Source organism: Rhizobium sp. 25PS6, from assembly GCF_032464655.1.
GTDB lineage: Bacteria > Pseudomonadota > Alphaproteobacteria > Rhizobiales > Rhizobiaceae > Rhizobium > Rhizobium laguerreae.
In genome coordinates, this window is record NZ_JAWDIV010000012.1 from 24,011 (window position 1) to 37,186 (window position 13,176).

General features: G+C 61.6%; 13 protein-coding genes. 7 read left to right on the forward strand and 6 right to left on the reverse strand.

Translation table 11 applies throughout. The annotated features are described in order from the left end of the window. Positions 1-41 precede the first annotated feature (41 nt). From RWK44_RS18235 to RWK44_RS18260, 6 genes are all read left to right on the forward strand, one after another. The gene (locus tag RWK44_RS18235) at positions 42-1,688 is read left to right on the forward strand and encodes an ABC transporter substrate-binding protein (RefSeq protein ID WP_131662275.1); all 1,647 of its coding nucleotides are present in this window, start codon (positions 42-44) and stop codon (positions 1,686-1,688) included. Positions 1,689-1,745: 57 nt separating this feature from the next. Then, positions 1,746-2,723 carry an ABC transporter permease gene (locus RWK44_RS18240; protein ID WP_020052701.1) on the forward strand — a complete coding sequence of 326 codons (978 nt, stop codon included), beginning with the start codon at positions 1,746-1,748 and terminating at the stop codon, positions 2,721-2,723. Between the two features lies 1 nt (position 2,724). Then, positions 2,725-3,603: an ABC transporter permease gene (locus RWK44_RS18245; RefSeq protein WP_033183630.1), complete on the forward strand. Its 879-nt coding sequence runs from the start codon at positions 2,725-2,727 to the stop codon at positions 3,601-3,603. Next, positions 3,600-4,403 (forward strand): ABC transporter ATP-binding protein, encoded by an 804-nt coding sequence (locus RWK44_RS18250; protein ID WP_316029213.1) that lies wholly within the window; start codon positions 3,600-3,602, stop codon positions 4,401-4,403. Before RWK44_RS18245 ends, RWK44_RS18250 begins: the two co-directional genes overlap by 4 nt. Further along, positions 4,400-5,299, forward strand: coding sequence for an ABC transporter ATP-binding protein (locus RWK44_RS18255; RefSeq protein ID WP_131662083.1), 900 nt, complete (start codon positions 4,400-4,402; stop codon positions 5,297-5,299). Before RWK44_RS18250 ends, RWK44_RS18255 begins: the two co-directional genes overlap by 4 nt. Positions 5,300-5,369: 70 nt before the next feature. Beyond that, complete coding sequence (locus tag RWK44_RS18260; protein WP_131662278.1) at positions 5,370-6,047, forward strand: spermidine synthase; 678 nt, start codon at positions 5,370-5,372, stop codon at positions 6,045-6,047. Positions 6,048-6,050: 3 nt separating this feature from the next. Here RWK44_RS18260 and RWK44_RS18265 read toward each other — a convergent pair whose 3' ends face one another. From RWK44_RS18265 to RWK44_RS18280, 4 genes are all read right to left on the reverse strand, one after another. Further along, positions 6,051-6,677 (reverse strand): CatB-related O-acetyltransferase, encoded by a 627-nt coding sequence (locus RWK44_RS18265; protein WP_131662279.1) that lies wholly within the window; start codon positions 6,675-6,677, stop codon positions 6,051-6,053. Positions 6,678-6,787: 110 nt separating this feature from the next. Beyond that, entirely contained in the window at positions 6,788-7,582 is a 795-nt protein-coding gene (locus RWK44_RS18270) for an HpcH/HpaI aldolase family protein (RefSeq protein WP_131662280.1), read from the reverse strand. A gap of 100 nt (positions 7,583-7,682) precedes the next feature. Next, on the reverse strand, positions 7,683-7,886 hold the full coding sequence (locus RWK44_RS18275) for a hypothetical protein (RefSeq protein WP_026265569.1): 204 nt from the start codon (positions 7,884-7,886) through the stop codon (positions 7,683-7,685). Between the two features lie 101 nt (positions 7,887-7,987). Continuing rightward, the gene (locus tag RWK44_RS18280; protein ID WP_131662281.1) at positions 7,988-8,890 is read right to left on the reverse strand and encodes a choline sulfate utilization transcriptional regulator; all 903 of its coding nucleotides are present in this window, start codon (positions 8,888-8,890) and stop codon (positions 7,988-7,990) included. A gap of 142 nt (positions 8,891-9,032) precedes the next feature. Here RWK44_RS18280 and betC point away from each other — a divergent pair, with 142 nt between their 5' ends. Beyond that, complete coding sequence (gene betC, locus RWK44_RS18285) at positions 9,033-10,541, forward strand: choline-sulfatase (RefSeq protein ID WP_131662282.1); 1,509 nt, start codon at positions 9,033-9,035, stop codon at positions 10,539-10,541. A gap of 137 nt (positions 10,542-10,678) precedes the next feature. Here the strand turns inward: betC and RWK44_RS18290 are convergent, their stop codons facing one another. Together RWK44_RS18290 and RWK44_RS18295 are read right to left on the reverse strand one after the other, a co-directional pair. After that, positions 10,679-11,539, reverse strand: coding sequence for a sugar phosphate isomerase/epimerase family protein (locus RWK44_RS18290; protein WP_131662283.1), 861 nt, complete (start codon positions 11,537-11,539; stop codon positions 10,679-10,681). A gap of 64 nt (positions 11,540-11,603) precedes the next feature. Then, positions 11,604-12,974 carry an amidase gene (locus RWK44_RS18295; RefSeq protein ID WP_316029214.1) on the reverse strand — a complete coding sequence of 457 codons (1,371 nt, stop codon included), beginning with the start codon at positions 12,972-12,974 and terminating at the stop codon, positions 11,604-11,606. Positions 12,975-13,176 lie beyond the last annotated feature (202 nt).

Genomic DNA, 13,176 nt, shown 5'->3' on the forward strand with positions numbered 1-13,176 from the left:
GGCGCGCCATCTCTCACCGCATAAGAAAAGGGGAATAAAACATGAAGAAACATTTTCTTGCAGCCGCAGCAATCACCCTGCTTTCCGGATCCGCCATGGCGCAAACGGTGCTGACGGCGAATATCGAACCGGCAACGACCTGGGTTCGCAACTTCAACCCGTTCAACCAGACCTCGGCGCGCCAGTCGACGCTCGATTTCATCTACGAGCCGCTGGTCGTCTTCAACCGCTTCGACAGCAACAAGCCGGTCTATCGCCTGGCCGAAAGCTTCAAGCTCTCCGATGATCTGAAGAGCATCGAATTCAAGCTGCGCTCAGATCTGAAATGGTCTGACGGTAAGCCGCTGACGGCAGCCGACGTCAAGTTCACCTATGATTACCTGAAAAAATTCCCGGCGCTCGACTTCGTCAGCATCTGGACCTTCGTCACCGACGTGCAGGCGGTCGACGGTCAGACGTTGCGCTTCACGCTCGCCAATCCGAGCTCGCTTGCCGCCGAGCAGATCTCGCAGCTGCCGATCGTCCCGGAACATGTCTGGAAGGACGTCGCCGATCCCGTGACTTTCGCCAACGAGACCCCTGTTGGTAGCGGCCCGCTGACGGAGGTGCCGCGCTTCACCGGCCAGACCTATGACCAGTGCCGCAACCCGCACTATTGGGACAACGCTCACCTGAAGGTCGATTGCATACGCTTCCCGCAGCTTGCCGACAACAACCAGATCCTGACGGCAACGGCCGACGGCACGCTCGACTGGGGCGTCTCCTTCATTCCCGATATCGACAATGTCTATGTTTCCAAGGATCCGGCGCACTTCCATTACTGGTATTCGCCAAGCAGCATGGTCGCCTTTCTGTTCAACTTGGAAACGGCAAACGAGAACAACAAGAAGGCCTTCAACGACCTGAAATTCCGCCGTGCGGTCAGCATGGCGCTCGACCGCAAGACGATGATCGACGTCGCCGGCTATGGCTATCCGACGCTGAACGAAGACCCCGGCCTGATGGGCGAGCTTTACAAGAGCTGGGCGGACCCATCCATCAAGGCCGACTTCGGCAAGTTCGCAACCTATGACGCCGATGCAGCCAAGGCCCTGCTCGACGAGGCAGGCTACAAGGACAAGGACGGCGACGGCTTCCGCGACAATCCCGACGGCAGTAAGATCTCCTTCTCCATCATTGTCCCGAATTCCTGGACGGACTGGGTCGATACAGTCAACATCGCCGTGGAAGGCATCCAGGCTGTCGGCATCGACGCCAAGATCGAAACGCCGGAGGAAGCCGTCTGGACCGGCAACCTCATCAACGGCACTTTCGATGCGGCGATCAACAGCCTGCCGGCTTCGGCTTCGCCCTATTACCCCTATAAGCGCGCCTTCAGCGCCTCGGACAAGGGCAAGACCCGCTTCACCGCGCAGCGCTGGTTCAATCCGGAGGTCGAAAAACTCGTCACCGAGTTCACTCATACCGCCGATCTTGCCAAGCAGAAGGACGCGATGAACAAGGCGCAACGCATCGTCGCTGAAAACATGCCGATGATTCCCGTCTTCAACAATCCGAACTGGTATCAGTACAACACCAAGCGCTTCAGCGGCTGGTCGACCAAGGAAAACCCCTTCGTCAACCCGTCGATCTCCCGGACCAACCCGGCACGCCTGCTGAACCTCCTGGCTCTCGAGCCGGTCAAGTAAGCATCGCAAATTCTCGGGAGCGGCGTAAAACGCCGCTCCCGTCACGACGGAGTTCCCATGGCTTTCCTGCTTCGCCGCCTCGTCTTCTACATGGCAGCTTTCATCGCGGCAGCGACGATCAATTTCTTCCTGCCGCGTCTGATGCCGGGCGATCCGGTGCAGATCATGTTCTCAAGCGCCGGCACCGAATTGCCGCCGGAAAGTCTGCAGGCGCTGAAACTCACCTTCGGCTTCGTCGACGGGCCGCTCTGGCAGCAGTACCTCACCTATCTCGGCAGCATCTTCACCGGCGATCTCGGCCGCTCGATCAAGTATTTCCCGCTACCCGTCACCTCGGTGCTCGGCAATGCGCTCATCTGGACCGTTGGCCTGATGGGTACGGCGACGATCGTCAGCTTCGCGATCGGCACCTTCCTCGGCATCGTCGCCGCCTGGCGGCGCGGCAGCAAGTTCGATGTCGTCGTCTCCGTCGGCGCGATCTTCGCAACCTCGGTACCGGCCGTCGTCACCTCGCTGATCGTGCTCTTCATCTTCGGCTTCACGCTCGGCTGGTTTCCGAACGGCTATGCCGCCGACCCATCGCTCGATCCCGCCTTCAGCCTGCAATATATCGGCAGCCTCGCCTACCACGGCATCCTGCCGATGGTGACCCTCTGCACCGTGCTGATCGGCGGCTTCACCGTCACCATGCGCAACAACATGATCAATCTGCTCGGCGAGGACTATATCGTCATGGCCCGCGCCAAGGGCCTTTCGGATCGGCATGTGATGCTCTGGTACGCGGCGCGCAACGCCCTGCTGCCGACCGTCTCCAGCCTTGCCATCGCCATCGGCACCATCCTCGGCGGATCGCTGGTGACGGAGGTCGTCTATAACTATCCCGGCCTCGGCAACATTCTCTACCAGGCGATCCTCGCCCGGGACTACCCTGTCATCCAGGGCCAGCTCCTCATCATGACCGCAACCATGCTGATCGCCAATTTTATCGTCGACGTCAGCTATGTGCTGCTCGATCCCAGGCTGAAGGGAGCGTGAAATGAAGACCCTGCTTCGAAACCGCAAGGCGCTCGTCGGTCTCGTCATTATCGCCTTCATCGTCCTCGTCGCGATCGCAGCGCCCCTGCTGACGCAGTACGATCCCGCCGCCCGCACCGGGCGGCCGCACCAGCCGCCATCGCTCGATCATATCCTCGGCACGACCCGCATCGGCCAGGATGTCTTCGCCCGGCTGATCTACGGCGCCCGTACATCGCTTGCCGTCGGCTTCGGCGCCGGCCTGCTGATCACCCTCGTCGGCACCGCGCTCGGCATCATCTCCGGCTATCGCGGTGGCAAGACCGACGAGATCATCAGCTTCTTCACCAACATGGTGCTGGTCGTTCCGAACCTACCGTTGCTGCTCGTGCTTGCCGCCTTCATCGGCCAGGCAAGCCCCCTCGTCATCGCCCTTATCCTCGGCGCCACCTCCTGGGCCTGGGGCGCACGCGTCACCCGCGCAGAAACGCTCTCCGTCAAGCAGAAGGATTTCGTCAAATCGGCCGAGATGATGGGTGAGCCGCAATGGCGCATCATGACATTCGAGATCTTTCCCAACGTGATATCTATCGTCGGCATCAATTTCATCGGCAGCGTCATCTTCGCGATCATCACCGAAGCGACACTCGAATTCCTCGGCCTCGGCGATCCCCGAGCGATCTCCTGGGGCACGATGCTCTACAATGCACAGAAGGCCTCGGCCCTTTCGGTCGGCGCCTGGTGGGATATCCTCACCCCCTGCTTCGCGCTCGCCTTCCTCGGCATCGGCATGTCGCTCTTGAATTTCGCCGTCGACGAGATCGCCAATCCGCGACTGCGCACCGGCAATCATCTGAAGCGCTGGTCCCTGCTCGTTCGAACAGGGGAGGGCCGCCTGTGACGCAGCCGCTGCTCTCGGTGAGGAACCTCACCATCGACTATATCGGCGAGGAGAAGGATTTCCGGGCCGTCAGCGATGTCAGCTTCGATGTCGCGCCCGGCGAAGTCTTCGGCCTTGCCGGCGAATCCGGTTGCGGCAAGAGCACCATCGCTTTTGCCATCAGCCGCCTGCACAAGCCGCCGGCGCTGATCCGCAAGGAGAGCCGCATCCTGCTCGACGCTCGCGACGTGCTCGGCCTCGACCGGCAGGCGCTCAACGCATTCCGCTGGCGCGATGTCGCCATGGTCTTCCAGAGCGCCATGAACTCGCTGAACCCGGTGCTGCGCATCGAGACGCAATTCTACGACATGCTGCGCACCCACAAGGGCATGAGCCGTGCTGCAGCCCGCGAGCGCACCGCCGAGATGCTGACGCTCGTCGATATCGCGCCGGATCGCATGCGCGACTATCCGCACCAGTTTTCCGGCGGCATGCGCCAGCGCATCGTTATCGCCATCTGCATGGCGCTCGATCCGAAGCTCGTCGTCATGGACGAACCGACGACGGCGCTCGACGTCGTCGTCCAGCGCGAGATCCTGCAGCGCATCAACGAATTGCGCCGCAGCTTCGGCTTCTCCGTGCTGTTCATCACCCATGATCTCGGGCTGATGGTGCAATTCTGCGACCGCATCGGCATCATGCTATCAGGCCAGTTGGTGGAGCAGAACACGGCCGAGGCGATCTACAGGACGCCCAAGCATGACTACACGAAAAAGCTCTGGGCTTCCTTCCCCTCGCTGCATGGAGGAGTGCTGCTATGACAGACGCCATTCTCGCACTCGACACGGTGACGAAGACTTTCGGCCATGGCTTCGGGGCCGTGCATGCGGCGCGCGCCATCTCGTTTTCGCTGCATGCCGGCCGGGCGCTGGCGCTCGTCGGCGAATCCGGCAGCGGCAAGACCACCTGCGCCCGCATGGCGATGCGCGAATATCTGCCGACATCGGGCCGGATTCTCTACAAGGGCCGGCCTGTCGAGGCGGCGAAATCCGCCGAGATCGCCCGTTACCGCCGTTCGGTGCAGATGATCTTCCAGGACCCCTTCGCCTCGCTGAACCCTGCCCACACCATCGCCCATCATCTCCGGCGGCCACTGAAACTGCACCGCCCGGAAATCAAGGGGGCCGAGATCGACGCCGCGATCCGCGAACTGCTGCAGCGCGTCAGGCTCGATCCCGATCTCGTCGCGCCGAAATATCCGCATGAGCTCTCCGGCGGCCAGCGCCAGCGCGTCAACATCGCTCGCGCCTTGGCCGTCAAGCCGGAGGTGATCGTCGCCGACGAGCCGACCTCCATGCTCGACGTCTCGGTGCGCCTCGGCGTGCTGAACCTGTTGAACGAGATGAAGCAGGAGATGAATCTCGGCCTGCTCTACATCACCCACGATATCGCCACCGCCCGTTATGTCGCCGAGGACATCGCCGTGATGTATGCCGGCCAGATCGTCGAATGGGGCAGCGTTGCCAAGGTGATCGACAATCCGCTGCATCCCTATACCCAGCTGCTGCTCTCGGCCGTGCCCGATCCCGAGGTCCGGTTCGAGGATCCGAAGGCGCGGCTGAGGCCCGACGAGGTGGAGGACATCCGCCGCCGTTCGGCCCTGCCGCAGGACGACATCGTCGAATTCGAGCAGGATCATTTCATGCGGATGATCTGAAGCCGGCTTGCTGGCCTCATCTAGCGCCCTATGCTAGGGGACGGTTCCTTTCATGCGAGGCGAAGCCGTCATGCTGCCCTGGATCCAACTCGATTCCGCGACCATTCCCGGTGAAAACGGCGAATTGCGGCTGAAGCAGCGCGGCAGCGAGTTCTCGATCATGCTCGGCGCCAACGAGCTGATGAACAGCCGTCTCAGCGGCTCGGAAGAAGCGCTGGCGACCCTTTCCTGGGATCGGATCAAGTCGCAGCCGAAGCCAAGGATGCTGATCGGCGGGCTCGGCATGGGTTTCACCCTGCGCGCCGCTCTCGCCATTCTCCCGAAAGATGCCGGCGTCACCGTCGCCGAACTGGTACCGGCCGTGATCGCCTGGGCCCGCGGGCCGATGGCCGAGGTCTTCAAGGGCTGTCTCGACGATGCGCGCGTCGGCATCCATCAGGGCGATGTCGGCGAGGCGATCCGCGCCGGCAAGGCTGCCTATGACGCCATTCTGCTCGATGTCGACAACGGCCCTGATGGCCTGACCCGCAAATCCAACGACCGGCTTTATGATTTTGCCGGCCTTCGCGCCGCCCGCGACGCGTTGCGCCCCGGCGGCGTGCTGGCCGTCTGGTCGTCCGGTCCCGATCCCAATTTCACGCGCCGCCTCAGGGACAGCGGCTTTGTCGTCGATCTCGTTAATATCCGCGCCAACCGCAAACGCGGCGCCCGCCACGTGATATGGCTTGCCGTCAAATCGGCCGGCTGACGCTCAGGCGGCGTCCGTCCGCTGCTCGCCGATCGCGTCCTGGCCGCGGAATGCCTGCAGCATGAGGTCCAGAAGCTCCTTGGTGGGCTCGCTGCAGGACAGTATCTCGGAAATCTGCTTGATGCTTTCATCCGGCAGCTCCCACCATCTGAGCCGCATCATAAGGTCGCGCATCTCGGCGTTGAAGCGGTATCTTATGTGCTTGGCCGGATTGCCGCCGACGATCTCGAAAGGTTCGACGTTGCGATAGACGTGCGCGCGGGCGGCGATGACCGCCCCATCGCCGATGGTAACGCCCGAAAGGATGGTGGCGCCGAAGCCGATCCAGACGTCGTTGCCGATGACGACATCGCCTTTCGTGCCGCTCGGCTGCGTAATCCCCTCACCGCCGAGTTCCACCAGAAATTTCTGATGGCCGAAAGGATATGTCGTGAAGCGGTCGGTCCTGTGCTCTCCGCCAAGCAGGATGTTCACGTCCATGGCCACAGAACAGAACCTGCCGACATGCAATGACGCGCCCTGATCATAGGTAAAGATCCGCGTCCCCAAAACACCATAGGAATACTTGCCGATATAGACGCGGCTTGCGCCAAATTCGAGTACGCGGTCCTCAGCTGCTGCATCATCCATAGACGGTCTCCCAATTACCTGAGATCATGTCTGGCGAAGCTTTCGCGAGGCTTGCGTAGACGCAACAAATGCGTGTCCGGCGAGGGGCTGCGCAATGAGGCGCGTTCGGATCAGCTACCCGAAGCGATCCTGCGGGCGGCATTGATGGCGCGGCGGGCACCGGAGCGCAGTTGCGCGGTCTCCGCACCGGCAATGACCAGATCGAAGCCAAATTTCAGTAGCTCGCCCGCCCGCTCGCCGTCGGCGGCGAAGGCGCAGGCGAATTTGCCATGGGCGCGGCAGCGCGAAACCGCATGCTGCATGGCGCTGTCGATCTCGGCGGCGTTCGGCGCAACCTGGTCGCCGTTCGAGAGTGCGATCGAAAGGTCGGAGGGGCCGATGAAGATACCGTCGATGCCGGCAACGCCGAGGATTCTGTCGATCGCCTCGAGTGCCGCCCGGGTCTCGATCATGGCGATGGCGACGGTCAGCGCGTTGGCGTTCTTCAGATAATCATCGGCCGACAGGCCTGTATGGTTGAGCGCCAGCGACGGTCCCCAGCTGCGTTCGCCGAGAGGCGGGTATTTCGTAGTCCTGACGAAGGCTTGCGCGTCTTCGGCCGAATTGATCATCGGCGCTATGATGCCGGAGGCACCGGCATCGAGCAGGCGCGAGGCGGACGCGAAATCACCGACCGGTATGCGCGCCAGCGCCGGCTTGCCGGCAAGCCGCACCTGGGCGACGGCATTCGCTGCCGACGGCATGTCCCACATGCCGTGCTGCATATCCAGCACGATGGTGTCGAAGGCCTCCTGCGCCAGGTGATTGGCAAGCGTGGCGTCGGGAATACCGATCCAGGCGGAGATCATTCCGCCCCGCTGATGCCTGATCCGGTCCGCAAAGCCGTCGATTTCAGCTGCGCTCATGCCATTCTCCTCAATTCGACAGGCCGCCAGCGGCCAGATATTTCTGCTCGAGGAACTCTTGAATGCCGAATTCCCTCAAAGCTATGCACGGGTTGCCGGCTCATCCTCTCCGGCGCAGTCGTGAAATAATGATTGTCACGGCGAGCCCAGCGACAGCCATGATGCTTCCCCAGAGAACCCAGATGCTTTGGTTGATCATGAAACTGGATGCAGGATAGGGAAAATAACCGCTTCCCTGGGCGATCCAAATCAGCCCCAGGAGGATCATGAGCAGTCCAACGACGTATCCGACGGTTCGCGACATGCTTCGCCCCTTCCCTATGAATCGATGCCACAATGTCGATCGGCGTCGGTCATGACAAGGCTTCTCTCCTGAGAGCGAACATATTCCGGATGCAATGAATGTCATGTCCTGCCGACTTCATCCACCAGCCAGGTGCTGAGCCTCTCGCTATCAACATTTGCCGATCGCGGCGGTATCAGCCAATAACCGCGGTCCCAGGCCTCGAGCGGCGGCCCGGCTTCCACCAGCATATGCGTGAAGAGAAGCGTATCGACCAGACCCATCCAGCCGATCGCCACGCCCTGTTCGCTGAGAGCGGCCTGGACGACCAGCGAGTAGGTGTTGAAGCTGACATCGCCGCGGCCGGCGTGGAGATCGCGAGTAACGGAGAATTCGGCAAAATAACTTCGCCAGTCGAACCAAGGCGATGGCATCGGCGAATCGAGATGGATGAGGATCGCCTTGGCAAGCTGCTGCGGATCGTCGAACGGGCCGTTGCGATCGAGAAAGCCTCGAGTGCAGACAGGCACGACCTTTTCCGGCAGCAGAAGCGACCCGATAGCGCCGAATTCGGCATTTGTGCCGAAGACCACCACCACATCTGCGTCGTCACGAAAGCCGGGCTCAAGCCTTTGGGTCGCGACGATCTGAATATCCGTTTCGGGGTGAAGCAGGCGAAAACCATGCATGCGCGGGATCAGCCAAAGCGCTGAAAAGGCATAGTCGGTTCTCAGTCTGACAACCGGCCTTTGAGCCTCAGTACGGAAACTGCGCGCCAGGGCATCGACGTCAGCGACCGTCTTAGCGGCAACCAGGAAAAGCCGTTCGCCCTCCGCGGTCAACTCGACGCCGCGGTGCTGGCGGCGCAGAAGGGCGACGCCGAACTGCTCTTCCAGCCGCCGAATCTGATAGCTGACGGCAGGCTGCGTAAGGCCGAGAACTGCCGCCGCGGCCGAAAAGCTGCCGAGCCTTGCGACCTCAGCGAAGATGCGCATCCATCCCAGCTCAGGCAGGCGGTCTGGCATAAAAAATCCTTTTGGCAAGCATCAAAAAAAGCTGGCTTTACAAGCGATATGATAGTGGTTTTGATAAGATCTGCAAATAGCAAGGGACGTCCCCTTCCAGGAAGATCGGCCCGGCCTTTGAGACCATAGGAGACAATTTCACATGGCGCGTCCGAATATCCTCATCCTGATGGTCGATCAGTTGAATGGCACTTTCTTTCCCGATGGCCCTGCCGATTTCCTGCATGCGCCACATCTGAAATCATTGGCGGAGCGCTCCGTGCGTTTCACCAACGCCTATACGGCAAGCCCGCTCTGCGCACCGGCGCGGGCTTCCTTCATGTCCGGGCAATTGCCGAGCCGAACCCGCGTCTATGACAATGCGGCGGAATTTGCCTCTGATATTCCGACTTATGCGCATCATCTGCGCGCGGCCGGATACCAGACCGCGCTTTCCGGCAAGATGCATTTCGTCGGCCCCGACCAGTTGCATGGCTTCGAAGAGCGCCTGACGACGGACATCTACCCGGCCGACTTCGGCTGGACGCCCGACTATAGCAAGCCCGGCGAGCGTATAGACTGGTGGTATCATAATCTGGGTTCAGTCACCGGCGCCGGCGTTGCCGAGATCACCAACCAGATGGAATATGACGACGAGGTCGCTTACCAAGCCGGCCGCAAGCTGTTCGATCTCTCGCGCGGACACGACGAGCGCCCCTGGTGCCTGACCGTCAGCTTCACGCATCCGCATGACCCCTATGTCGCGCGCCGCAAATTCTGGGACCTCTATGAGGATTGCCCGGCACTGGACCCGGCGGTTGCGCCGATTGCCTTCGAGCGGCAGGACCCGCACTCGCAGCGTCTGATGAAAGCCTGTGATCACGACGCTTTCGACATCAGCGATGAGCAAATCAGGCGGGCAAGGCGAGGCTATTTCGCCAATATCTCCTATGTCGACGAGAAGATCGGCGACATTCTCGACGTCCTGGAACGAAGCCGCATGGCTGAAAGCACGATCATCCTCTTTGCCTCCGACCATGGCGACATGCTCGGCGACCGCGGCCTCTGGTTCAAGATGAACTTCTTCGAAGGATCGGCCCGCGTTCCGCTGATGATCGCAGCACCCGGCTGGCAGCCCAGACGGATCGACCAGCCTGTCTCCACTCTCGACGTGACGCCGACGCTTGCCGGTCTTGCGGGGATCGATATTGCCTCGCTGAAGCCATGGACCGAGGGCGAGGATCTGGCTGCACTTGCCCAAGGCACCGGCAGCCGCAGCCCGGTGCCGATGGAATATGCCGCAGAGGGTTCCGAGGCGCCGCTCGTCTGTATCCGGGACGGACGATACAAGCTCTCACTCTGCGAGAAGGACCCGCCGATGCTGTTTAATCTCCAGGCCGATCCGCAGGAGCTCGACAATCTGGCGTCCGACCCGGCGCATGCCGAGATCTTGGCAAGGCTTGTCGAACAGGCCGGCCGGCGCTGGAATCTTGCCGATTTCGACGCCGCCGTGCGCGAAAGCCAGGCGCGCCGCTGGGTGGTCTATGCGGCGCTGCGCAATGGGGCCTATTATCCATGGGATTATCAGCCGCTGCAGAAAGCCTCGGAGCGCTATATGCGCAACCACATGGATCTGAACGTGCTGGAGGAAAACCAAAGGTTCCCACGCTAGAACAGGATGATTTTAGGCCGGCTCGGCCTAAAATCTGAATCCTGTTCTACATTATATAGTTAGAGCATGATGTCGTCCGAAAACCGCTCACACGTTTCGGCATCATGCACTAGGAATGAGCAAGAAGCGCGTCTGATTTAAGCCGTCCTGCGCGCCGGCGCCTCACGCAGGAAATCCTCGATGAAGGCCTTTTGCAGCAGGATGCCGTCCCATTCATCGGGGAAGAAGGGCGAGTCATAGATTAGCGTAAAGGGACCGTCGTAACCGGCTCTCTCGCACATCTCCAGGCACCTGCGGTAATCCTCGGTGTCGAGACCGGCGGCGCCGTAATCGGCCTTGGCATGGCAGATTTCCGCCCGGCCCATGATATCGGCAAGGCCTTCATATTTTGCTGGCGCCGGCCAGTTGCCAAGGTCGCCGTTGAGGCCGACCCTGCCGTCCAGCCGGTCCAGCAGCCAGTTCATCTCGACCGGCGACGGCAGCAGGTCGAACCAGTTCTCGACGACGACACGCACACCGCTGTCTTCGGCCTTTCCGGCCAGCCAGTTCAGATGGTTGGCGGCACGGGTAAGGTTTTCCTCCGTCGGCTTCTGCTTGCCGGCAATGACGCGCATCCTCTGCGCGCCGAGGGCTGCGGCAATGTCGATCCACCCCGCCATCCATTCGACGTCGCGTTCGGCTGTCTCGGGATGGCTCGGATCGCCGTCCTCGACGAGCAGCGTCTGGAACAGAACGTTCGAGGCCGCCATCGCGCCACGCAAGTCGCTCATGTAGGCGGCGTCGAGGCTCGGCAGATGGAAGGAACAGACCTCCAGCCGGTTAACGCCGCGCGCCGAGAGCGCCGCCGGCACGTCGATCAGCGCCGTGGCACCCGGGCCATAGGGTTCTTTCGGCGCAGCGCTTTTGTCGGGATCGGGACTATAGGCATGAACGGCGCCAAGCAGCCGATGCAGCGACCATGTCGAAACCGCGAAACGTCCGTTTTGCAAAACCTGCACGTGTCTTCCTCCAGGATCTCCTCATGCCATCAATGGCAACAAAAGCCAGTCGGTTCAATTGCCATCAGGCAAAATCGCCGCGGACAACCGCCTCGGCGGCAAGGGCAATCCCCAGCAGCGCCTCATCCCGATGGGCAGTGGCCGAAAGCAGCAGGCCAACCGGCATGCCAGCCTCGCCGGTGCCGCAGGGAATGGAAACGCCGCACCAGTCGAGGAAATTGCCGAGTGCGGTGTTGCGCAACGTCTTGTTGTTCGTCGCGAAGAACAGTTCGTCATCCTGCTCCAGCGGCCCGATCGGCGGCGCGACATGGGCGACAGTCGGAAAGGCGAGCAGCCGGTCGCCGACAAGGCGCTCGACATCGGCGATCAGGCGGCTGCGCGCCTCGAGGATTCTGAGGTAATCGGGCAGCGTCGTCCTGCTTCCGAGACGGGTGCGCATGACGACACGGTGATCCATCCTGTCCGCGTCCGGTCCGGCCAAGCGTTCCTGGTGAAGTGCGAAAGCCTCCGCCGTGACCAGCGGACCATATCTCGTCATCAGCTCGAATATCTCATCGAAGGCGGGGATGACGGTGCGGGCAACCTTGGCGCCCGCCTTTTGAAGACGTCCCAGAGCTGCCTCGAACGCATCGACGACCCCGGCTTCAGCGCCATCGAAGACGACATTTTCAGGCACGACGAGTTCCAGCCCTTGCAGGGGATGCGTGGCGACATCGGGCACCGTCAGGCCGCGCATTGCCGCGTCGATCCAGACCGCGTCCGTGACGCTGCGGCAGAGCGGTCCCAGCGAATCCAGGCTCTTTGCCAGCGGATAGACGCCCGCCATCGCGTGGCGGCCGCGTGTCGCCTTATAACCGACGATACCGTTGAAGGCGGCGGGAATGCGCACCGAGCCGCCGGTATCGGTGCCCATGGCGACCGGCACGATCCCGGCCGCGACGGCGACACCGGCGCCGGAGGACGAGCCGCCCGGAATGCGCGGCAGATCGGTGCTTCGCGGATTTGCCGGCGTGCCGTAATGCGGATTGATGCCGAGGCCGGAAAAGGCGAATTCGCTCATGTTTGTGCGCCCGACGGCGATCATGCCCGCCTGCCTGAGCAAGGCGACGACAGCCGCGTCGCGCTTGGCCGGCATATCCTTGGCCAGAACGACGGAGCCCGCCGTCGTCGGCAGGCCCTCGATGTCGAAGAGATCCTTCCAGGCGATCGGAATGCCGTCCAGCAATCCAAGCGAGCGCCCTTCCCGCAAACGTCGCGAAGAGGTGCGCGCCTCCTCCATCGCCCGGCCCTCGAGCAGTGTGGTGAAGACCGACTTGTCGGCATAATTCGCGATGGAATCGAAGACCGCCTCGGCCACCTCGACCGGGTCGGCCGCGCCACCTTGAATGAGGACGGAAAGCTGCGCGACCGACATCGCGCCGAAGGATTTGCTCATGGGACTATCCAGAAGAAAGATGTTCCTCTCTGGACTACCCCGGATCATGCCGGTCAACCAGAGCTTCACGATATTTTGCATTTATTGGTACGATTTTTTGAACACTGAGTTTGAATATCGTCCCTTCAATTGCCACGATCGAAGACACACATGCTGCTCGCATGCGAAGCCGGTTCGGCATGAGGGTGAGAGTTTGCTCTAA